The 22,869-nt window shown below is 40.0% G+C and carries 19 protein-coding genes and 4 tRNA genes; 15 read left to right on the forward strand and 8 right to left on the reverse strand.

The window, feature by feature from the left end; all coding sequences use genetic code 11:
- Nucleotides 1-57 precede the first annotated feature (57 nt).
- The 4 genes from ACFX5U_RS07065 (at nucleotide 58) to ACFX5U_RS07080 (ending at nucleotide 3,254) form a co-directional block, all read left to right on the forward strand.
- Nucleotides 58-1,041 (forward strand): alkaline phosphatase family protein, encoded by a 984-nt coding sequence (locus ACFX5U_RS07065; protein WP_400262867.1) that lies wholly within the window; start codon nucleotides 58-60, stop codon nucleotides 1,039-1,041.
- Nucleotides 980-2,293 carry an alkaline phosphatase family protein gene (locus ACFX5U_RS07070; RefSeq protein WP_400262868.1) on the forward strand — a complete coding sequence of 438 codons (1,314 nt, stop codon included), beginning with the start codon at nucleotides 980-982 and terminating at the stop codon, nucleotides 2,291-2,293. The genes ACFX5U_RS07065 and ACFX5U_RS07070 overlap by 62 nt, the downstream gene beginning before the upstream one ends.
- Nucleotides 2,290-2,538 carry a phospholipase domain-containing protein gene (locus tag ACFX5U_RS07075; protein ID WP_400262869.1) on the forward strand — a complete coding sequence of 83 codons (249 nt, stop codon included), beginning with the start codon at nucleotides 2,290-2,292 and terminating at the stop codon, nucleotides 2,536-2,538. Before ACFX5U_RS07070 ends, ACFX5U_RS07075 begins: the two co-directional genes overlap by 4 nt.
- A 248-nt stretch (nucleotides 2,539-2,786) precedes the next feature.
- A complete protein-coding gene (locus ACFX5U_RS07080) occupies nucleotides 2,787-3,254 on the forward strand; it encodes a GyrI-like domain-containing protein (protein ID WP_038697410.1) in 468 nt (155 codons plus the stop codon).
- Nucleotides 3,255-3,541: 287 nt separating this feature from the next.
- Here the strand turns inward: ACFX5U_RS07080 and ACFX5U_RS07085 are convergent, their stop codons facing one another.
- Nucleotides 3,542-4,108, reverse strand: coding sequence for a hypothetical protein (locus tag ACFX5U_RS07085; RefSeq protein ID WP_400262870.1), 567 nt, complete (start codon nucleotides 4,106-4,108; stop codon nucleotides 3,542-3,544).
- Between the two features lie 866 nt (nucleotides 4,109-4,974).
- Here ACFX5U_RS07085 and ACFX5U_RS07090 point away from each other — a divergent pair.
- Nucleotides 4,975-7,182: a tetratricopeptide repeat protein gene (locus tag ACFX5U_RS07090; RefSeq protein WP_400262871.1), complete on the forward strand. Its 2,208-nt coding sequence runs from the start codon at nucleotides 4,975-4,977 to the stop codon at nucleotides 7,180-7,182.
- 126 nt (nucleotides 7,183-7,308) lie between these two features.
- Here ACFX5U_RS07090 and ACFX5U_RS07095 read toward each other — a convergent pair whose 3' ends face one another.
- Genes ACFX5U_RS07095 through ACFX5U_RS07105 form a run of 3 tightly spaced genes read right to left on the reverse strand, consistent with a single transcriptional unit; the run spans nucleotide 7,309 to nucleotide 8,846 of the window.
- Nucleotides 7,309-7,545 carry a YdeI/OmpD-associated family protein gene (locus tag ACFX5U_RS07095; protein WP_400262872.1) on the reverse strand — a complete coding sequence of 79 codons (237 nt, stop codon included), beginning with the start codon at nucleotides 7,543-7,545 and terminating at the stop codon, nucleotides 7,309-7,311.
- A complete protein-coding gene (locus tag ACFX5U_RS07100) occupies nucleotides 7,520-7,831 on the reverse strand; it encodes a YdeI family protein (RefSeq protein ID WP_400262873.1) in 312 nt (103 codons plus the stop codon). Before ACFX5U_RS07100 ends, ACFX5U_RS07095 begins: the two co-directional genes overlap by 26 nt.
- A 52-nt stretch (nucleotides 7,832-7,883) precedes the next feature.
- Nucleotides 7,884-8,846: an alpha/beta fold hydrolase gene (locus tag ACFX5U_RS07105; protein ID WP_400262874.1), complete on the reverse strand. Its 963-nt coding sequence runs from the start codon at nucleotides 8,844-8,846 to the stop codon at nucleotides 7,884-7,886.
- Between the two features lie 455 nt (nucleotides 8,847-9,301).
- Between ACFX5U_RS07105 and ACFX5U_RS07110 the strand changes: the two genes are divergently transcribed.
- The 10 genes from ACFX5U_RS07110 to ACFX5U_RS07155 all read left to right on the forward strand — a co-directional run bounded on the left by ACFX5U_RS07110 (nucleotide 9,302) and on the right by ACFX5U_RS07155 (nucleotide 22,372).
- A complete protein-coding gene (locus tag ACFX5U_RS07110; protein WP_400262875.1) occupies nucleotides 9,302-9,676 on the forward strand; it encodes a hypothetical protein in 375 nt (124 codons plus the stop codon).
- Between the two features lie 55 nt (nucleotides 9,677-9,731).
- On the forward strand, nucleotides 9,732-10,367 hold the full coding sequence (locus tag ACFX5U_RS07115; RefSeq protein WP_400262876.1) for a DUF6088 family protein: 636 nt from the start codon (nucleotides 9,732-9,734) through the stop codon (nucleotides 10,365-10,367).
- On the forward strand, nucleotides 10,364-10,549 hold the full coding sequence (locus ACFX5U_RS07120; RefSeq protein ID WP_400262877.1) for a hypothetical protein: 186 nt from the start codon (nucleotides 10,364-10,366) through the stop codon (nucleotides 10,547-10,549). Before ACFX5U_RS07115 ends, ACFX5U_RS07120 begins: the two co-directional genes overlap by 4 nt.
- A 972-nt stretch (nucleotides 10,550-11,521) precedes the next feature.
- The gene (locus tag ACFX5U_RS07125) at nucleotides 11,522-12,046 is read left to right on the forward strand and encodes a DUF6266 family protein (RefSeq protein ID WP_400263575.1); all 525 of its coding nucleotides are present in this window, start codon (nucleotides 11,522-11,524) and stop codon (nucleotides 12,044-12,046) included.
- A gap of 326 nt (nucleotides 12,047-12,372) precedes the next feature.
- Nucleotides 12,373-15,315, forward strand: a complete 2,943-nt coding sequence (locus tag ACFX5U_RS07130) for a SusC/RagA family TonB-linked outer membrane protein (RefSeq protein ID WP_400262878.1) — start codon at nucleotides 12,373-12,375, stop codon at nucleotides 15,313-15,315.
- Nucleotides 15,316-15,326: 11 nt separating this feature from the next.
- On the forward strand, nucleotides 15,327-16,775 hold the full coding sequence (locus ACFX5U_RS07135) for a RagB/SusD family nutrient uptake outer membrane protein (protein WP_400262879.1): 1,449 nt from the start codon (nucleotides 15,327-15,329) through the stop codon (nucleotides 16,773-16,775).
- Between the two features lies 1 nt (nucleotide 16,776).
- Complete coding sequence (locus ACFX5U_RS07140; protein WP_400262880.1) at nucleotides 16,777-16,947, forward strand: hypothetical protein; 171 nt, start codon at nucleotides 16,777-16,779, stop codon at nucleotides 16,945-16,947.
- 518 nt (nucleotides 16,948-17,465) lie between these two features.
- The gene (locus ACFX5U_RS07145; protein ID WP_400262881.1) at nucleotides 17,466-19,505 is read left to right on the forward strand and encodes a SusC/RagA family TonB-linked outer membrane protein; all 2,040 of its coding nucleotides are present in this window, start codon (nucleotides 17,466-17,468) and stop codon (nucleotides 19,503-19,505) included.
- Nucleotides 19,465-20,766, forward strand: a complete 1,302-nt coding sequence (locus tag ACFX5U_RS07150) for a hypothetical protein (RefSeq protein WP_400262882.1) — start codon at nucleotides 19,465-19,467, stop codon at nucleotides 20,764-20,766. Before ACFX5U_RS07145 ends, ACFX5U_RS07150 begins: the two co-directional genes overlap by 41 nt.
- A 13-nt stretch (nucleotides 20,767-20,779) precedes the next feature.
- Complete coding sequence (locus ACFX5U_RS07155) at nucleotides 20,780-22,372, forward strand: RagB/SusD family nutrient uptake outer membrane protein (RefSeq protein WP_280568907.1); 1,593 nt, start codon at nucleotides 20,780-20,782, stop codon at nucleotides 22,370-22,372.
- Nucleotides 22,373-22,426: 54 nt separating this feature from the next.
- Here ACFX5U_RS07155 and ACFX5U_RS07160 read toward each other — a convergent pair.
- The 4 genes from ACFX5U_RS07160 to ACFX5U_RS07175 all read right to left on the reverse strand — a co-directional run bounded on the left by ACFX5U_RS07160 (nucleotide 22,427) and on the right by ACFX5U_RS07175 (nucleotide 22,838).
- Nucleotides 22,427-22,499 (reverse strand) — tRNA-Phe (locus tag ACFX5U_RS07160).
- Between the two features lie 37 nt (nucleotides 22,500-22,536).
- Nucleotides 22,537-22,612: transfer RNA gene (locus tag ACFX5U_RS07165), tRNA-Phe, on the reverse strand.
- 37 nt (nucleotides 22,613-22,649) lie between these two features.
- A tRNA-Phe gene (locus ACFX5U_RS07170) sits at nucleotides 22,650-22,725 on the reverse strand.
- 37 nt (nucleotides 22,726-22,762) lie between these two features.
- Nucleotides 22,763-22,838: transfer RNA gene (locus ACFX5U_RS07175), tRNA-Phe, on the reverse strand.
- Nucleotides 22,839-22,869: the final 31 nt, after the last annotated feature.

A 22,869-nucleotide genomic window follows, 5' to 3' on the forward strand; every position in this document is an offset into this window, starting at 1 on the left:
TACCAATGCCACGATGTGGTTGATTAAATATGTACATATAAAAGAATAGTTGATAATATGGATAATAGGAGAGATTTTCTAAAAAAAGCAGCTATGCTGACAGGGGGAATGTCCTTGTCACAGCTCTTACCTCAATCTATAGCCAAGGCTATGGCCATTGATCCTACATTAGGAAGTACATTTTATGATGCAGAACATGTGGTTTTGCTCATGCAAGAAAATAGGTCATTTGACCATGCATTTGGCACCTTAAAGGGAGTCCGAGGATTTAACGACCCTCGTGCTATTCGCCAGCCAAATAATCGAAAGGTTTGGTTACAGTCTCAATCCGAAGGTAAAACATATGCACCTTTTAGATTGGATATCAAAGATTCTAAGGTCACCTGGATGGGCTGTTTACCACACAATTGGACAGATCAGACCGATGCGCGTAATCACGGTAAGATGGACCGTTGGTTAGATGTTAAACAGTCTGGATTTAAAGATTTTAAAGATATGCCCCTAACACTGGGACATTATACGCGTGAAGATATTCCATTTTACTATGCAATGGCCGATGCGTTTACCATCTGTGACCAGCATTTTTGTTCCAGTCTGACAGGTACCAACCCCAATAGGCTCTATTTTTGGACCGGTAATATTCGAGAAAAACTAACCGATAAAGCATTGGTTTGGAATGGAGATTCCGAGTTTAGTGGAAAAGCCACATGGAAAACCTTTCCCGAGCGTCTTCAGGATATGGGCGTGGATTGGAAGATCTATCAAAATGAAATATCTTCAAGTAGTGCCGGATATAGTGGACCTGAAAATATCTGGTTGGGAAATTTTGGATGTAATGTAATGGAATACTTCCCGCAATATGCCGTCAAATATAGCAAGCGTTATCAAGACTTATTGGTCGAAAAGAGGAAGCAGACCGAGGAGAAGCTTCAGGAAACTACAAGGGCAAGGTATCGCGACGGGCGAAGCTTACGAGAAATTGCAGAAAAGATTACACGAAACAGTAAAGGAGCAAGAGCTATACACGAACGAAAACTTTGAGAAGTTAAGTGCTTACACAAAAGAGATCCATCGACGTGCATTTGTCAATAACAGTGCTGATCCAGATTATATGCAATTGGAGGAGATGGAATATCAAGAGGGTGATGTGAAGCGAAAACTTCAAATACCTAAGGGAGATATCTTGCATCAGTTTAGAGAAGATGTCGACACAGGGAATCTACCCACTGTATCTTGGTTGACAGCACCACAGCTTTTTTCCGATCATCCCGATTCTCCTTGGTTCGGAGCCTGGTATGTCAGTGAAGTCATGGACATCTTGACAAAAAATCCAGAAGTGTGGAAAAAGACCATTTTTATCCTTACTTATGACGAAAACGATGGTTATTTTGACCATGTAGCACCCTTTGCAGCACCAAACCCATACCAACAAGGTACAGGTAAGGTCTCTCAAGGTATCGACACTCGGCTGGAGTATGTCCGAAAGGATGATCAGTATTACCCCGAAAGTGGACGCGAAAGTAACATCGGATTAGGGTATCGTGTCCCGATGATCATAGCCTCTCCTTGGTCCCGTGGAGGATGGGTCAATTCTCAAGTGTTTGATCACACTTCACCTTTACAGTTTCTAGAGCGATTCATTAGCCACAAAACACGTTCTAATGTCAAAGAAACTAATATTACAGCATGGAGGAGGGCCGTTTGTGGAGATTTAACTTCGGCTTTCAGACCTTATCGGGGAGAAGTGATGGCGAAACCTGAATTTGTCCAGAAAAAACCATTTATTGAAAGCATTCATCAGGCACAGTATAAAGATGTGCCAAAAGGATTCAAACCTTTGAGTCCGGCTGAAATAGATCAAATCGAACAAAAACCTCGATCTTCACCCTACTTCCCTCAGCAAGAAAAGGGCTATAAAGATTCATGCGGGTTACCCTATGAACTCTATGTTGATGGGTGTTTGGATAAAGAAAATGGGGAATATCAGATCAGCTTTGCATCTGGCAACCGTGTATTTGGTCCCGCATCTGCTGGGGCAGCATTTACAGTTTACAGCGAAACCCCTTATCATGATGAGCGAGGAAGAAGTTGGAATTATGCCACGGTACCAGGGGATCAATTGCAAGATAGTTGGCTATTACATGCCTTTGACGACGGTGCCTATAAACTGAGCGTTTATGGTCCTAATGGTTTTTTTAGAACTTTTGCTGGAGGAAAGGAAATCCAAAAATCAAAATTTGTTGTCGTTACGAAAACGATAAAAAAGGTAAAGGATTTACAGGTCGATTGTTGATTGAAATTACCAACCAAGAAGACCATCAGGTTGAAGTATTGCTTCAAGATAGTAGTTATGGACAAGCAGCACGTAGTATCAAGGTGCTTGCGAGTTCTAGCAAAGTTGCGGAAGTTGATTTATCCAAACAGCATTATTGGTACGATGTCAAAGTAACCTGTACTGGATATTTGGATTTTTACGAACAATTTGCTGGACGTATTGAAGTTGGACAAAATGCGAAAAGTGATCCGTTAATGGCATAAGAACCTCAACGATCCTTATATTTTATGCTAAAAGCGCCATACGACTCATAATTGTATGGCGCTTTTTAAATATCAACGACTTAGTGTGACATATTTTGTTGTTCCTTGTTTTTAAATAGGAGATTGCTGCTTGGAACCATCTTTTATCCGGTATGAATTATATTTGATTTTTAAAAATCCTCCTGACATATAGCTGTCAGTCGCTAAGGCTATTTTCGCTTAAATATTAATAATCAAATAGCGATAAAATGAAAAATGTAACCATCCCAGAAAAGAAAATCATTGGCTTAGCCATTAGAACTACAAATGAAAACGGACAGTCGGCAAATGATATCGAATTATTATGGCAAAAGTTTTGGAAAGAACAAGTCGGACATCAAATCGAGCAAAAGATAAATGATGATATCTATGCCGTTTATACCCATTATGAAACAGATTTTACAGGATACTACGATACCATAATAGGATATGAGGTCAACTCGTTATTAGCTATCCCTGATGGTCTAGTCGGTCTGGTCATTGAAGGGGGCGTATATGATAAATTTGTATCTACAGGCAAGATGCCAGAAGCGGTATTCAATACCTGGTTGGAAATTTGGGGCGATAAAGAATTTGATTCAAAAAGAGCCTATAAAGCAGACTTTACCATTCATGGGGAAAAATACAATGACGGACCCGAGGCTGAGGTAGAGACCTATATCTCAATAAAATCTTGATGGTCGTAGCATTCCTATTATTACAGGGGAAAATCGAAATAAAAAGGATATTATCATCAGCAATTCGCAGGTTGGTATAGTTAAATGTATTGAAGCCATCTTGTTAAAGTTATAACCCACTCAATTTCGACATAAGGGACAATTTGTTATTTTCCATTACGAAGATGAAGGTTCGCGGTATGGATGGCTTCTATAATATACCTATACGACTCATATAGAAATTACAGTGCATCTTGAACTCATTATTTATCCTTACCAGATATGCCAAAATATGACCTTTATTATGTTTACTTTATTTTACCTTGAAAGTCGCCTCTAGCATACTGTTCATAAACTGTTTTTAGAGATATACAAATAGCTTTTACACAGTCGAAATAATATTCTACTACGATCCAATTTCGCTCATTGAGCCTTTCAAAAAAATATCTGGAATCAAGGAAAATGGTCGATAATGTTTTGATAGCATCATCAAAATTGTCAAGCTTTTCCTTATCCGGTAGGAGCGTAGTTTCTGATATATTATCTGCTATTAGTATAGAAACTTTGAATAAGTTGGCATTCCTGTCAAAGTTGTCTACATAATGCTGCTTAATTAAGATTTTAAGAAATTGGGGAAGTTGATTGAATAATCTTTCAAGATTATGTCCTTTTATCACGGCATCTTTTCTTAGCGTACGAGTAAAAGCCTTCAGATAAAGTTCGATACATAGCCCACTCATCACATTCAAGGCGTTCATTTCTCCTATGTATTTTTCCTTAACTTGGATGTTTTTATTTAAAATCTGGATAGAATTAAATATTCCGTCAGCTTGCATTTTTGCGAACTTACTCTTATTGAGATTGAAATTTTTCATAATTTTTTATTTTCAAAAACCAATTAGCTATTCTCTAAGATAATAAATTATTGTTAGAATTCTAAAATAGCTATAATTTTAGTGTCAAGTATTTTGAAAAATTAATTTATTGTTAAGATGACGGATAGGGTAGAAAATCTATATTTATTGACTGTCTGGCTACTAGATATACCATCAGGCTTAGATGCGATTGGTTATTATTTAATCTTGCCATTTACATAAATTCTGCTTATCAATAACCATTCTCAGCTACACCAAACGTCCAACTATAAAATTAACCACCTATTCTATTAGAGGTTAAGCTAAGTAATTGGCTCTAAAATTGTATCAATTCAGTTGCTGATAGCAAGCAGAGAAATAGGAAATCTAGGAAATAAGATGGATATGACTTATAAATTGCCTATTAGGGGCCGATTTTTTCATTACTGTTTACACAATGTTGTTAGAATTCTTTAGTTTTGGCCCTACTAGCTTAAGGAAGATGATAATATTGCCTCATCGGCAAAGGAACATTTAGAATAACCCAGAAATACGGAAGAACAATGATATTGATAAAAAGAATTGACCACAACTCCCTGAAATACCTATTTACCGTGGTGCTTTCTGGTTTGCTGGTTACGGGCTATGCGCAGGAAGTGGAAAAGCCGCAGAAAGAAAAGCAACAACTGGATGGACATCAAATTAAAACGATGGATTCCATTGATGTTGTACGCGACTACCGGCCTGTGCTGGCCGATGCCGTAAAGGTTCGCAGGAGCCCAGATATGAGTCATATCAATCGGGAGGCCATTGAGACGGAACTGCGCCAAATTGCCACGGCTACATATTTTGCAAGTAAGACATACAAACAAGCTTATTACAATGAATTGCAGAAAAGGCATCCAAACGCCTTACGCGGCAATATTGATAATTACCGTATCAGCTATCTAGCCTACCAAGCACGGGAATACCCAAGAGCGGCCTCTATTTTGGAGTCGCTGGAAGCTTCGGATGCCTTTTATCAGGGTTCGATAATTACTTTGGGTCATATTGCCCTGGAAACCGGCGATAAGCAACGCGCACGAAATGCATTTGCCAAAGCGATGAAACTAGATTTCGACCGTCAATTGAAAGCAGATGCGCTATATAACTATGCCAAAGTCTTGTTTGCAATGGACTCCACTCAAGCCGCTCAGAAAGTTCTCCAGAAATATATTGATCAAGAATATGCGGATTTTGATCCAGGCGTTCAAAAACAAGAAAGTCCAGAAATACTATCGGTTCAAACCTTGTTGGGCACGAGTAACTTCCATACTGGAGTAAGTCTGCTGGAATCGTTGAAAGATAGAGGGCGGGAAGCCGATGCTACCTATCAAAAAGCAACATACTATCGCGGATTGGAGTTTTATAACGAGCGCGCTTTCGAGAATAGCATATCTATATTCATGAGATCGGAAAAATTTCCGATCGATGTAAAAATGGCTGCGCTTGCTACGTATTGGAAAGCGGAAGCGATGTATGAAGTGCGTAAATACGGGGAGGCGGTAGAAAATTTTTCCCGGTTCCTTCGATTGCCCATTGCAAAAAGCACCGACGTATATAATTATGCAAATTATGGGCTAGCATATGCCGCGTTCAGAAATAACAGTTTTGGTATATCGGCCGATTATTTTGAACGCTTTTTGGCTGTCGCAGGAAGTTCGGTAGATAAAGATATACGTCATGACGTAATCGCACGTTTGGGCGATTCGTATTTGTCCTTACGTAATTACGATCGTGCCAACCAATATTATGACCAGTTGATCAACAGCAAAAGCTCCAATCAGGACTATGCGTTGTTCCAACGAGGTGTTATCTTTGGATTGCAGGGAAACAATGAAACCAAGCTAAGTATCCTGCAGTCTGTTTTGAAACAATTTCCGAGTTCGAACTATGCAGATGACGCTGCCTTTGAGATCCCCTATACGTATTTCACTACTGGAGATTATGATCGTGCCATCGATGGGCTGCAACGGATGATCGAAAAGTACCCGCGCAGCAGCTATGTGCCACGCGCGTTGATGACCATAGGGCTCGTGCAGTATAACAAAGATGATTCCGAAGCGGCGAAAGCCACTTTCAAAAATGTTGTAGAGAATTATTCCAAAACCAATGAGGCACAGCAAGCAATGCGTTTTATTGAAAACATCTACCTCGATGAAGGTGATGCTTCAACCTATATTCGATACGCAATCGGCACCAATGTCAGTAATCTAAGTCCTTCGGAGCAAGATAATATGGCGTTTCAAGCAGCCCAATCTCTGTTTGCCAAGGAGCAATATGCAGCTTCGGTGGAAGCAATCAACGCGTATTTTGATAAATTTCCGAAACCTAAACAAGAAAAATTTGCTCGTTACATCCGCGGGGTGAGTTCGTACCGCACGGGGCATCCAAAAGAAGCACTGCACGATCTGAATATCATTCTGAACGACTGGACAAGCAAGTATACGGAGAACACCTTGCTGACAGTGGCTGCGCTATATCTGGACCTAAAAGAATACAACGAGGCAATTGTGCACCTCAAAAAATTGGAGCTCAATTCAGAATATAAAAAGAACTATGGCTACGCAATAACTAACCTGATGATTTGTTATTTCGAACTCGGCGATATGGGGCAGATGGCCAAATATGCGAAGATGATTAAGGATTACGAGGGTGCATCGCAGGAGGAAATTGCCAAAGCACACTTATATAGTGCAAGGGCCTTACTGCAAGAAGGGAACAAAGCGTCCGCTATGAAGGAACTCAATCAGGCTGCTCTGAAGAGCCAAAAGGCGGTCGGCGCAGAGGCGAAATACCGTGTGGGGCAACTGCAGTATGACAACAAAGAATACGATAAAGCCCTTGCAACAGCCTTTGAGGTGATTAACAGTGAGGAAGAAAGTCCATATTGGGTGGCCAAGAGTTTCCTATTGCTTGCTGATAGCTATGCGCGTAAAGGCAATGTTTTGCAAGCGAAGAGTACGTTGAAAAGTGTGATTGATAATTATGAAGAAAAAGATGATGATATCATCCCGTCAGCAAAAGAACGTTTACAGAAATTGAACAATAAGTAACATCGAAGATATCGAAAAACTGAAATAGAAGATCTAATTAAAATATAGAAAACCGCTTGGGGGCACTTCAATGACCAAGCGGTTTTTTTTGTGGGATAATTTTGCACCATTAAATGCTATTGTATTCTATCGCAAGAGTGTCGGTTTAAGATTCTGCACTGCACTTTTTACAACTTCGTCAATGCGTTTTTGTCGGGTTTCCTGCCGTTTGGCAAGAACAATCCAGCCTAATATTATTTTTCTTGTCGATTTACTCAAACTTAGGAAATAGTGCTTTGAACCTTCGTGTTCTTTGAACGCTTTCTCTAGATCGTTCGGTATGATCAGTTCTTGCACTTCATCTAAAATATTCCAAGAAACCATTCTGTTTGGCGGTTTCAATACTATCAAAACCTGCTGCTGTCATTAGTCCATTTTCAATGAGTTGTTGAACTTTTTCTTTGTTGATTTTTGACCAGTTGCTTTTAGGTTTACGTTTGCTAAAAAACTGCAAATACGAAAAATCGCCAATCTTTTTTTTTGTGCTATCAATCCAACTGAAGCAAAGTGCTTCATCAACAGCCTCACTCCAACTTAATGAAGGAATATTAGACTTTTTTGTGTAATAAACAAGCCAAACAGATTGTTTGGACTGATGATTTTTTTCCAACCATTGTCTCCAATCTGTTCCGCTTTGAGGACAATATGTTTCTACCTCCTTGTTAAGCATTTTGTTGTTCTAACCATTTTAAAATCGATTGGGTAGTTTCCTCTGGCTTTTCTTGCTGTATCCAATGACCACAATCTAGACACACAACATCCAGATTAGGAACAATATTTTTTAGGTTTTCAGACTTTGGAATAGTATCCTGTCCACCATATATCATAAGAGTCGGCTGATGAATGATTGGTTTTATGTCCGCCATTAAGTGCCAGTTTCTATCCAGGTTTCTATACCAATTTATACCTCCTGTAAATCCTGATGATTCAAAGGCCGAAACGAACACAGCGAGTTCACTGTCGTTCATCAAAGGTTCGCCAAGTGGTTTTTCTGCCCTTGCAAGATTAATCATTAGCATTCCTGGCTCAGGTGGTGTGGGAGCTGTGTTTTTGCGGAATATGTTACGAAGGAACTGAGCTGTGTTTTCATTCATTATAGCATCTGCTACTCCAGCTTGTCTATTGAAATGAACAAAATAGAAGTCTGCTCCAGAGAATGCTTCCATCAACTCAATCCATGGCTTTTCCCCACGATCCTGATAAGGTAAAGCCAAGTTTATTACTTTACTTACTCTATCAGGATGCAATAGAGCTAGACTCCAAACGACATTTGACCCCCAGTCATGACCGACAAATGTAGCATCCTTGTACCCAAAATGGTCAAGCAGTGCAATAAGGTCACCAGTCAAATGTTCAATATCATAATCATTTACTTCAGTCGGACGTGATGAATTACCATAGCCACGTTGATTTGGGACAATTACATGGTAGCCAGCTGCGACAAGGGCCGGTATCTGATAGCGCCATGAAAATGCAAGCTCTGGAAATCCGTGACAGAGGACGATAGGTTTCTCTGAATTTTGTTTACCTGCTTCAAATACTTCCAGAACTATTCCATTAACTGAAATCAGAGTAGGTTTTGGAAATTCGATTGAATTAAATCCTGTGCTAATTACGTTTGTCATCTATATATCTTTTATAAATCAATTAATGACGCAAATTTATACTTGAAAAGTGACAACCTTATGTCAGGAGTCTAAAATAAATGATAGGCAATAAAATACTCTTGTAGGATCATTATGTGTGGTTCAAATTTGTCAATAAACATTTAGAACCTTTTGCTTTCATCATTTTTTCAGCATAAGTATTTTGCCCTTATATTCACCCCATATTCGCCATGTGTTCGGGAAGGCTTCGGGAAATATCTACTCTTTGCCTACAGATGCTCTACAGTTTGCCTACAGAAACAGTAGGCGCGAGGTAGGCGCAGAGTAGGGAAACTGTATGGTCGGTCCGAACAAGGGGCGAAGCAGACCCGAATAAAGCCTTAATAATCCACGAATTGCCTTTATCATTTATGAATGAGTAGGTGGTTTTGCATTTCGCGATTTGTAAATCATATTTATATATTATGATACGCATGCACAATGGAATGAGACCACAGGATATCGTAATCCTGCCTAAGATTACAACCATCCATAATGAAGGTTGGCAGTTAAAAGATCTGCCTAGCTCGCTATATATAAGTAATTCAGAGGTATCAGAATCACTGGAAAGAAGCGTCTATGCTGAGTTGATCGATTTTGAAAAACGCCATGTCCGCAGAGGAAACCTATTGGATTTTCCTACTCATGGAGTGAAATATGTATTTTCTGCTCAAGCGGGAATGTTGATAAGAGGTGTTCCGACAGCTCATTCACATCACTTTATGCGAGTGTTTATCAGTAGTGAACAGGCCTATGTCTGGCCCTCTGCTTCAGGCATTAAATTGGATTTTTTGTCACATATATTTTAAAAAAGGTGACAATATTAACATGATATTGTCACTTAAATAGATAAAAAGGTGACAGTTGTTAATTTTTTTTGATAAAGAGCTGATTACTATGGTTACAACACATGCATCAATTGAAGATAATATTAAGCGCTATAAACGTGGTGAACTCATTGTGCCTTCAGATTTTCGTGGAAAGGGATCTGAGGATGCAATAAAGAAAACTTTATCCAGACTTGCTTTAAAAGTTACTATAAAAAGAATGGGACATGGTTTATACGTACTACCTAAGAAAGATCCATTATTTGGAGAAATCTTACCTTCAGGTGAAGAAATTGCTTTTGCGCTGGCAAAAAAGGAGAAAATCAAAATTAAACCTGCTGGAGCATTCGTCCTGCATAAGTTGGGATTAACTTTGCAAGTTCCTACGAAGCTTGATTATTTGACTGACGGTAATAGTCGTATCATTAAGGTTGGTAAGAGTGTCATTAGGTTTAAATCAACAACACCTAAGAAAATGGCTCTCAAAGGTGAACTCAGTGGTTTGATTATCTTAGGGCTAGAGGAATTGGGTGTTGATCAAATTGATGAATTAACAAGGGTAAGGTTGGTTCATCTTTTAGAAAAAGAGAACCCTATATTTTTAAATTTTGAACTCAAGCTCGCATCTGCCGCTGTTCATGATTTTATACTTAAACTAATCTTAAATAAATGATTGGATGGCTTAAATTAACAGATGTGCAACGACCTACAAGTTTAGCACAGGCAGAGGTCAAAAGTGGAATCATTGCTAAGGCTTTGGAAAAAGACTGGTGGATAACGCTTATATTAAAAACCCTTTTTCAAACACCATATGTCAAATCCTTGATTTTTAAAGGGTGGAACATCCTTAAGTAAATGTTGGAAGTTGATTGATCGGTTTTCCGATGCTTAACCGATACGGATTTTATGGTTAAGCATGCAAAATGGCTATGATTGTAACAACGTGATTTTCGGCACTAAAAAAAGTTATTCTCGTTACATGTTGTGTTTTATCGTTTTTTATTTCTTTATCGTTCAATTAATTATTATAATTGAAAATATATACAAGGGGTTAGTCAAAATCTATGTTTGCATGTTAATTAAATGAAGTCGTCAGCTTGAAATAAGGGCTGACGCTTTGATCTCGGCGGTAGGTCTTTAGACTACCCAATCTTATGAAAACAATCATGATAACCGTAGCCTACCTGGAACGCAAACAAAGATACTTCCACAAACAGGATGTACTGAACCTGTACATCCGATACCATCAGAAAAATCCTAAACATATTCCCTGATTTCCAGATACCTTAACGGTATCTGCTTCGTACTGTATTCGTACCTACTTCGGAGTTTTTACTATCCTGAAATCACCTTCTAATTACCTTTTAATACCGTTTTCTTGGGGAAGGGGTGTTTGGGAGATGTGCCAGCGATGTGTGGGAGATGGATAGAGGCCGAAGCTGGTACCTATCTGGTATGAATTTGTTCGCTATTTGACCTTTATGAAGTTCCTGATTTTTCTGTAATAGGGCCTGCGAGATTTACTATTCATGCGCGAAACTTCTTGTCCGTAGAAGGTTCTTGGACAGTTGTCTGACAATTTGTTATCGGGTATCGGACACATACCGGACAACCCTGTTTGGCCTCTTGACAAGCACTCGGTTCATGTGCTATGTTTGTTTCCGTAAAGCAAGATATGCCGGTATATATTAAGTCTTTATTTATGGTTAAATATTTAAAAAAAAACAGAGATGGGAACAATTAGAAATGGAGCCAATGACGATTTTTGGGTTGTTCCTTTTGACTTAAGCAATTAATGTGATGAAATTAATAACTAGAAGTATCGTTATGCCTAGGGAGGGTAGCAATCTGCTGCTGATCTCCAGGACTCGGTTTCGGATGGCGAGATTGTTCTTGGCTCCGTTGAATCTGCTGATTCATAAGGGATTTTCCAGTTACCGGAAAGGAAAGAGGCCTTTGGGACGGGCGATGTCACACCTGTTGCTGAATGCCGTAGAAGGCGATTATCCGAATATCCAGGTCAATCCTGCAAAAGCTAAGCTGAGTGAAGGGCTTTTGCCTTCCGTTAAGATGCGGACGGTAAAGCGAGAAGGGCAGGTGGTTGTTCTGATCTGGGAAAGAATGCATAACCCTAATCTTGGGGCTAGCTGGGATGATGTACTGATCTTTTGTGCCTATGATATCGAAGGTGCTTCGGCAGCTATCAATGAGGAAGGGGTGATCCGCCAGGATGGTCGGTTGACCATGGAATTGCCTTCGGGTCTGCATGGTCGCCCAGTTCACCTGTATCTGGTTGTCCATGATCGAGATGGGGTCAGTTATTCGAGTAGTGTATATCTGGGGCTGTTTTAAGGGATAAAATAAAAGTCTAGTTATTATTTGAAAACTTGTATTGTATCTAATGCGAGGAGTGGAATTTCCCCAATTTCACTACTAGCGTATGAAGTCGTTATATATAACGTTTTCGTTAATTACACAATCGATTGTCTATTTGCAGTTTTAATATTATGTTAAAGTTACGTGTATTTTGTCGTCACACTATAAACTATATTATAATGAACCAACCAAATTTGAAAATGATTAATCGGCTTTATTTATGTCGAAAGTCAATTTTATTAAGTCCTATTCTTTTAATTGGGTTACAGAGCTACGCTCACGCCCATGTTTCCAAAAGTGATATGTCAGTATACCATTCTGTGCAATCAACCATAAAAGGAACGGTTAAAGATGCAGATGGTAACCCAATTGCTGGTGTAACAGTTAAAGAGAAGGGTGGCACGACTTCAACATCCACAGATAAAAAGGGACAATTTGAATTGAGTGTTACATCTTCAAGTTCAACTCTTGTTTTTTCGTCTGTTGGTTTTAAAAGTAAGGAAGTGACAGCTTCGGATGCTGGTCATGTGGTGTTGACATCAAGTTCTGAAAACTTAGACGAAGTTGTTGTAGTGGGGTATGGGGCACAAAAGAAATCAGATTTAACAGGAAGTATGGCTACGGTATCTTCCAAATCTTTAGAAAATATCAATTCTCCTAATATCGTGGACAAGTTGCAAGGAAAAGTAGCTGGTTTGAATATTAATTCCGGAAATGCGCGTCCTGGAACTACGGCTTCTTTTACGATTCGTGGTGAAAACTCCATATCGGCATCTAACGATCCGTTGATTATTTTGGATGGTATTCCCTTTAGTGGATCTTTAGGTGATATCGCTTCCAATACCATTGAAAATATATCCGTATTAAAAGATGCATCTTCAACAGCTATTTATGGCTCTCGTGCTGCAAATGGTGTCATCTTGATCACTTCTAAAAAAGGATTATCTGGCAAACCACAGATGAGTTATAATGGATATTTTGGGATACAAAATGTGGAAAGAAGACTGAATCTGATGAATGGCCCCGAGTATATTAATTATATGCGTGATTATCAAATTTCAAAAGGTAAAACAGGCAGTCAGTTGGATCCGGAGAATTATCTGTTTGCCAATGTTTTACAACAATATAAAAAAGGGGAAGAGGTGGATTGGCAAGATGCTATTTTTAACAGAAATGCGCCAGTTAATGAGCATCAGTTGAGTTTTTCGGGAGGAAGTGACCGTTCTGATTATTATGCTTCAGTTGCTTATCTTAATCAAGATGGGCTCGTAAAAAACACACCTTATGAGCGCTTTAATATCAATCTTAATCTCAATCAGCATCTGACATCATGGTTGAAACTTGGTCTCGCAGTACAAGCGTCGCAAGGTAAGCGGAATGGTGTGCAGCCTTCTATTGATAATGCGGTAAAAATGAGTCCTTATGGTATCAACCGTGATGAAAATGGTCAAGTTGTTACCTATCCGATGTATGCACAGACGTTATACCCTCATCCTTTTGCCGATGATAACGGGATTAATGATGATATCAAGAGAACGGTGTACGCCAATACCTTCTTGGATGTTAAATTACCTATTCAAGGTTTGAGTTTTAAAACAACTTTTGGTACAAATTATCAAAATAGAGAACAATCCTATTATTATGGATCGAACACCCTTACTGGAATGGGGATAAGAGGGAAAGGCGAAATCTATAACAACAACAGGTACGATTGGACTTGGGAAAATCTCCTTACTTATGACCGTACCTTCGGCGACCATAAGTTAAACGTGGTTGGATTGTACAGTGCATCGGAGTCGCAAGAAAAATGGTCTCGCTTATATGGTGAAGACTTTGTGTCGGATGTCGGTTATAACAATTTGGGCTCGGCTGCAAAAAATCAAAAAATATCTTCCGGGTTGACCAATACGGCATTACTTTCTTATATGGGAAGAATCAATTATGGGTATAAAGAACGCTATCTATTGACATTGACAGGCCGATCGGATGGTTATTCATCTTTCTCTAAAAATGATAAATATGCATTTTTCCCGTCTATAGCTGGAGCATGGGTGATATCCAAAGAGGATTTTTTTAGCTCTGAATATGTCAATATGCTAAAGTTGAGAGCTTCCTATGGTAAAAATGGAAATCAAGCAGTAAGCCCATATCAGACTTACAACCGCTTGTCCAAAATAGAATACCTGTTTGGGGACGATGCTACGGTATCCAATGGATTGGTCATGAACTACAATGGTCGCGGAAGCAGTAGCCTAAAATGGGAGACAACCAAATCCTTGAATATTGGTGTAGACTTCGGTCTATGGAATGATCGCATCAGTGGTAATGTTGATTATTATAATGCTAAAACTTCTGATTTATTGATGAGCCGTCAGGTTCCTGTTATGAATGGTTATAGCACGATCTTGAGTAATATAGGACAGACTGCTAATGTTGGTATAGAGGTCGGATTAAATACGAAAAATATCGTAAAAGAAAACTTCAGCTGGTCGTCGAGCATTAATTTTTCATGGAATAAAAATAAGATCGTTGACTTAAGGGGAGATGGCAAGGATGATCTGACCAATGCTTGGTTGATCGGACAACCCATTCGTATCTTCTACGATTATAAAGTTACCGGTATCTGGCAGAAAGAGGATGATATCGCGCAATCGCACCAACCGAATGCAAAACCTGGAGATGCAAAATTGGCGGATATAAATGGTGACGGAAAAATTACTGCAGCAGATCGTACCATGATGGGCAATAAAGTGCCTGTTTATAACCTGAGTTTTGGCAATGAATTTAGCTATAAGAAATTTTCACTATCGATCTTTATGAATGGCGCTTTTGACGTTTCTAAAGAAGACAATTTTAGAAATATTGAACGTTTCTTACCTAATAATGGAGCCAACTATTTGTCCGATATGGAGTATTGGACACCTGAGCGTCCTAGTACTAGCATCCCTTCACCCGGATATACACCTGTAAATAACCATAGCTATTATTTGAATGCTTCCTATTGGCGCATTCGTGATCTATCGTTGGGTTACACCTTCAATGGAGCGAAGCTCGAGCGATTGAATATCGGGTCTATAAGAGCATTTATCAATGCCCGTAATCTATATACTTTTACGAATGTTAAAGGATTTAACCCCGAATCATTGGCAGTGAGCGGTGCAACGGGCAATCCAACGACAACAAATATCGTGTCGCCATATCCAGCGGCAAGAACATTTTCATTAGGTGTCAATGTACAATTTTAACCAATTACGTTATGAAAGCAATTAAGAACATTACATATTTATTATTAAGCACCACACTATTTGTTGGCTGCAGTAAAGATTTTTTGGATGAAGATACCAGTGGTTTTCAAGCTCCTAACAATACGTATACCACTACTAATGGTTTTGAAACCGGATTAACAGGACTTTATGCCTTTGCTAGATTGGAGTTTCATACCTGGAACAACGACTTTTTTTCGCAAGGAGCTACCCCGCAGGAAGCACTGCAAGTAGGGACAGATATTGTTGCTATAAAGCAGACAGGTACAGACGCGACACTGGCACCCTTTTCCAATTATACCTTAAATCCGACGTCTTCCTACGTCCGTAATTATTGGAAATTTGCCTATGGATTGATTGGTAATTCAAATCTGATATTATCCGCTTTGGACAATCCAAACATTCAATGGAAGGATGCTGATCAAGATCCTAAAAGAGTCCGTGCTACGGCTGAATTTTTCAGAGCTTATGCTTATCGCTACCTTGTTAGTTTATATGGAGATGTGCCTTGGGTGGATAAAGTCTCGGAATTACCAAGGACAGATTTTACAAGAGCTCCTAAACAGGAGGTTATTCAAAATATGATTGCAGATCTTAAGTATGCAGCCGAAAATCTGCCTGAAAATCCAGGAAGTGTCGAAGATGGTAAATTGACAAAATGGGCAGCCTATCACTATCTTGCAGAGGCCTATTTATGGGCCAATAAACCCGATTCGGCGATTATTGCAGCTCAAGCTGTTATCAATGCTCCGTATTTTAGCTTGAACAATCAACGGTTTGGTATAGAAAAGGATTTATCTGGAGATTATTTTCACGATATGTTTATTGAAAAAAATCAAAATCGTAAATCAGGAAATCAAGAAACAATCTGGGCAATACAGCTGGAATATAATAGTCAAGGTGGGGGAGATCTCTATACCGATTGGGGTAAGCGTGCTTGGGTGCCTTTCTATGCGCAGCAAACCGGTTTTCTATTAGCAGATTCTTTGGGTGGTCGTGGTCTAGGTCATATCAGGCCATATGAATGGTGGCTGAATAGCTATGAAGTGCAAGATGTCCGCAATTCGGAATATAACATCAAAAGAGATTGGTATCATAATGATCCGAAGAGTCCATTGTATGGTACTAAACTCAATATCACCGAGCAGATTAAAGAGTCTGGCAATGTGTTTGCGACGACAACTAAATTCTTTTATGGAAAGACAGCTGATAACCCTGCGTTTGAAGGTAATATGAAAGATCGTGTTAAGATCCGATTGGCCGAAACGTATTTACTCTTAGCTGAAGCCTATTTGCAAAAGAATGACCCTGCGTCTGCTGCTTCGACAATTAATGTAGTGCGAGCGCGAGCTAAAGCTACTCCTGTATTGGCATCTCAAGTTAATATAGATTATTTATTGGACGAGCGAGCTAGGGAAACTGTTGGGAGAGGAAATGCGTAGAATGACACTTTCTAGATTTGGGAAAACTGTGTTTTTAGATCGCGTGAAAAGATTGAATACGCAATCTAAGGATGCAATAAAGGACGGGAATGAACTATGGCCTATTCCTCAAGAGGTCATTGATGCAAATTCTGGAGCAGATTTTCCTCAAAATATAGGGTATAATAATTAGTGTTCTTTTTGTAGTAGCACCTAAAAAGGTAGAAGAGCTGGTGAATTACGTTATTCATCAGCTCTTTTTATTTCATAATGTCTTATTTTATGGTGTTAATTTTGGTTGGGGATAAATAAATATTTAGATACTCGTCTCTTAAACGATTATTAGTAACAAAATAGATCAGTCATTTCTGAGCATTATGTCTGTCATGTGCTATATTTTTGTTACAATTCATAAATAGATTCATTTTTTTTTAGTTGATGATGCTACTATAATGGTGATTTATACGCATATGTGGGAAAATTATAGACCTATATTGTAAGTGCTTGATTAGCTGTAGTTAGTTGTATGTGCTTATGTTTTCTATGTTTTATGTTATTGTAAATAATACACCATCAAACTTGTTGTTTTGGCAATTATTTTGGTAGTTCTTTAGATTTATTTTTACAATTAATGTGTTTTGTTAAAAATATTTTATTGATTTGTCGCCGCGTGTGGATAATGCATCATACGTACTAACAAATTATTTTTTTATGAATAAATCTAAACTATTTCATGTTTTAGCCTTTTCAATGGTATTTGGTTTTGGTGGCCTCGATCAATCGATCGCGGGTATACAGGTCGAATACCAAAGCAACCAAGTTAAAATAACCGGGGTTGTGCGTGATGGGAATGGGCCGATTTCTGGAGCTTCTATTTCTGTCAAAGGTACAGCGATAGCGACTTTTACAGATACTTCGGGCCGCTTTAACTTGGCGACGATTCCGGTGGGATCAAAAATCGTGGTCAGCTATATGGGCTATGCATCGAAAGAAATTGTATGGAAAGGGGAGACTACGCTCAATGTGCAACTTGAATCGACAGCTAATGATCTGGATGAAGTGGTAGTCGTGGCTTATGGTACGGCTAAAAAATCTACGTTCACTGGTTCTGCTTCGGTGGTCAAATCGGATCAATTGGAAAAAATATCCGGTTCGGGTTTTGCAGAGGCGCTACAGGGGATGAGTCCTGGTGTCAATGTTGTCAACAATGAAGGTAATCCAGGTGGTGAAACGCGTATTCAGATACGCGGGATCAGTTCCATGTCTGGGACTTCTAATCCACTATATGTGGTGGATGGGATGCCTTATGATGGTCAGCTCAACTCGATATCTCCTTCAGATATTGAATCGGTTACGGTCTTGAAGGATGCGGCTGCTTCTTCGCTCTACGGTTCTCGTGCAGCAAATGGGGTGGTGGTGATCACGACTAAAAAAGGAAAAACGGCTAAACCGGTGCTGAATTTTAGATCGGCTTGGGGTACTTCGGACAATGCGGTCAAAAATCCAACAAAAGCTTCTCCTCAAGAGCAATTGCTCAATACTTGGGAAGCGATGTACAATGATCAATTCTATAAATATAACTTGACTTCGGAGAAGGCTGGCGATTGGGCTTCAGACAATGTGCTCAGCAAGCTGTTGAAAAAGGTGAACAATTCCAAAGGTGAGTCAATATATGTATCGCCCTTCCAGCACATCGATGAAGAATATGTCATGCATGATGGTAAAGGCAACCCTTATATCAACCCGAACTTGAAAATGATCTGGGATGAGGCTGATTATGATGTGTACAAAGCCGTGTTTTCAAGAAAATTGAGACAGGATTATGGTCTGGATGTTTCAGGTACTGCAGGTGATGGAAAGACCAATTATTTCTTATCTTCTTCGTATTTGGATGATAAGGGATATGCGTCTAGCCAGTATTTTAAACGCTATGGTTTCCGTGCCAACGTAACCACGCAGGTCAATAAATGGTTACAGGTAGGGGGTAACCTTTCTTATAGCGGTAGCAGACAGAATGTTTCTGGTGCTGCACGTGCTTTGGTGTTTACCACATCGATGTATTCGCCTTATCTGCGCAATAACGACAATACGGATTGGGTGTACTCGGAAAAAACAGGTAAACGCATGTACGATTATGGAAATTATGTCAATAATTTCTTTGGTGCCAATGTCATGCAGAATAATGGTGACTACTGGAACAATGCGAATGATGAGGACTTCAATAATGTGATGAACAGTATGATAGCGTCCCGGTTTTTTGCACAGGTTACTTTACCGTACAATTTTACCTTTAAAACGAGCTTAAGTATCGACGATAATAGTTCGAAAAATTTCACCTATGGATCTGCCGTCCATGGAGCCGGGCAGCTGGCGCCATATGGGGTTACCGTGATGACGAATGGCGGGTCTGCTTCGCGCTCGAATAACAATACCAAATCCGTTACATTCAACAATATATTGAGTTGGAACAAGGATTTTGGTAGCCATAATTTTGCTGCATTGGCTGGACAGGAGTCTTATACCAATAACAGCTTGTACGACTATGGATACGGAGAGGGAATCATGCAGCTGGGGCAGTATGAATTGTCTTCGACGACTAAAAATTGGTCGGTAAATTCCAACAAGGATCGCTATGCACTTTTATCTTACTTTGGTAAGTTGGATTATAACTACGATAGTAAATACTTTTTGTCCGGTTCATTCCGTCGGGATGGTTTCTTCTCGCTTTCATCCGGACAACCGCTGGGGTAACTTCTTTTCGGCAGGCCTTTCTTGGCAGATTGCTAAGGAGGATTTCCTAAAGGATGTGAGCTGGTTGGATAATCTATCCTTTCGCTCGAGTTACGGTACCACGGGTAACGATAAATTGAGTCGTCGTGGTGATAATGGTGTAGCTGGTGGTGATATCTACTATGCTTACCAAGGGGTGTATGAATCAAGTGACTTGTATGGTCAAGCAGGGTTAAAGCCTTCGGCTTTCCCGACTCCGACGTTGATATGGGAAAAAAACAAACAGTTCAATGCCGCATTTGATTTTGGTATCCTAAAAAACATCTACGGTACGATCGAATATTATTCGCGAACGGCATCTGACCTCTTGTATTATAAAGAGTTTCCATTATCGGCACAGGTGGGCAACGCCAATGGCTTGAATACCAATTTGGGCGATTTGAAAAATTCAGGTTTTGAATTCTCATTGGGCGCTGATGCGATTCGTAAGGAAAACTTTAAATGGAAGATCGATGCGAACTTATCTACGTTGAAAAACGAAATCACATACTTACCTAGTGGCGAGTTTACCTACAACAATCGGGGGGCAGGCTACAAACTTGCTGAAGGATACTCGTTGTACGAATTCTATATGGTTAAAAATGCTGGTGTAGACCCTGAAACGGGTAATATGCGCTATTGGGTGCGTGATGGTGAAAACTGGAAAATGACAGAAAAATATGATGCAGAGGTAACCTCTGATGATTATCAGCACATCGGATCGGCGCTACCGAAAGTGTATGGTTCATTGACCAATGCATTCCAGTTTAAAGGAATAGACCTGTCCTTTATGTTGTATTATTCGCTTGGATCCAAGATGTTTGACTATGCTTATGTCGAGCGTACTGCAGTACGTGGTGGTGTAGGTGTGATTCAAGATCTAGTGGCAGATCATTGGCGCCAACCTGGAGATCAGGCTTTATTGCCTAAGTATTCGAATGATGATTATGCGAGTACGCGTAAAAATTCTGATTTCTATGTGTTTGATAACGATTATATCCGTCTGCGTAACGTTTCATTGGGCTATTCATTGCCGACGAATACCTTGTCGAAGATCGGTTTGTCTAAAGTGCGCTTCTATGTATCGGGCGATAACTTGTTAACGTTTGGTGCAGCGAAAAAACGGTATTCGGATCCTGAAACGGCCTTGTCTGGTAATAATTATAACGGTTCTGCTGATAAGGATAATGGGATACAGGGATCAAGAAGAGTGTATATGGCTGGTTTACAGGTGTCGTTTTAAAAGAGAATAGAAAATGAAAAAAATTGCTAAAAGTTTACAATATATCGCATTAGGGGCTGTCCTTTTAATGCAAACGGGCTGTAAGGACTTCTTGGATGCCGATTCTTCAACGGCGACGTCGGAGGATGTAGTCTTGTCGAGTGCTTCGCAGTTGGAGCGTGTCTTGACGGCTACTTATAGACAACTGTATTTTAATGATCAGGGCACGGACCGTGTTTATGCGGGGTTGCCAGGTTTGCAGATGTATGTGGATCTGGGGGGTGCGGATATCTTGAGCCATACCAATATGGGTGGCAACCAAGTGACGGCATATACCTACGAGCCTCAAAAGACGCAAACGACGGGTCTATCTAATGGTATCTGGTCGATGATGTATAAGATCATCAACCAAACGAATATCATCATCGATGCCTTGCCTGAAGCGCAGGGTGAAGAGACCTTGAAAAATCAGATCATGGGTCAGGCAAAAGCGATCAGGGGGTTGTGTTACTTTCACCTGATCCAAAACTATCAACAGACTTATATGTTGGCCAAACAGAAACCTGGGGTGATCTTGCGCTTAAGTCCGAAGGAAAATGAAAGTTTACCTCGTGCTACAGTGGAAGCAACATATGCTCAGATTGTCCAAGATCTGACGGATGCGAAGTCTTTATTGGCAAATTATACGCGTCCAAATAAGTGGACGATCGATAAAAGCGTGGTAGCGGGGCAGTTAGCTCGGGTCTATTTGGTGATGAATAATTGGGAAGGTGCATATGCAGAGGCTAATGCGGCTTATACTAATTACAGCCAATTGATGACCAAAGAGCAGTATCGCTCTGGTTTTGATGATGTAATCAGCAATAATTATGCTGAGGTGATGTGGGCTGTCCAATTTACGGCTACCAATAACCTGGGTGGTGGTACGCAGTTTAATTTCTGGTATAACCAAGATGAAAGTTATGGTGAGGGCTATACGGATGGACCTATCTATTCGTTCTTGGACTTTTTTGCGGATGGTCAATATGAAAAGCTGTTTGAAAAAACAGAGGATCGTTACCAGTTTTGGAAACGTACTAAAAATGCTTCGAAGGAATGGTCTACGAAATGGGCGTATGATAAGTATAAGCATTATGGCGATGCCAATGGTGCTGTTCAGGGAAATACCAGACCAGAAATTTCGTTGATGCGTGGTTCGGAGATGTTGCTGATCATGGCGGAGGCTGCTGCACAATTGAACAATGGACAGGCGTTGACCTATCTGAATCGTTTGCAAACGGCTCGTGGTGTTAAGGGGATGACTACTGCTGCTGCGGGTACGCCATTGCTAGAAGCCATCTATGTGGAGCGTAGGAAGGAATTGTTGTGTGAGGGGGTTACGGGAATATACGACCTGTTGCGCTTGCAAAAACCATTGCTCCGTATCCAAGAAACGGCTACTTATCCGGAAGGTCATTATACTTGGGGAATGAACAATTTGAATGGTTATGTAGCGGGTAGTGCCAATCCAACCGGTACTTTTCCTTCTAATGATTACCGATTTCTAAATCAGATTCCACAATTGGAGATCGCGAACAATAACGCGCTTTCTGAGACGGACCAAAATCCATATTCAGGTAATAAATAAGATGCCTATAAATGAAAAAAGCTCTCTCAGTAATACTGAGAGAGCTTTTTTTTGTGGTGCCAGCTGGATTCGAACCAGCGACACAAGGATTTTCAGTCCTTTGCTCTACCAACTGAGCTATGGCACCTTCCAAGTTTTTGTTTTTAATCTGTTACTTTCAGATCTGGTGGTGCCAGCTGGATTCGAACCAGCGACACAAGGATTTTCAGTCCTTTGCTCTACCGACTGAGCTATGGCACCTTCCAAGTTTTTGTTTTTAATCTGTTACTTTCAGATCTGGTGGTGCCAGCTGGATTCGAACCAGCGACACAAGGATTTTCAGTCCTTTGCTCTACCGACTGAGCTATGGCACCTTCCAAGTTTTTGTTTTTAATCTGTTACTTTCAGATCTGGTGGTGCCAGCTGGATTCGAACCAGCGACACAAGGATTTTCAGTCCTTTGCTCTACCGACTGAGCTATGGCACCTTCCAAGTTTTTGTTTTTAATCTGTTACTTT

The sequence above is a fragment of the Sphingobacterium sp. SG20118 genome (assembly GCF_044740685.1).
Classification (GTDB): Bacteria; Bacteroidota; Bacteroidia; order Sphingobacteriales; family Sphingobacteriaceae; genus Sphingobacterium.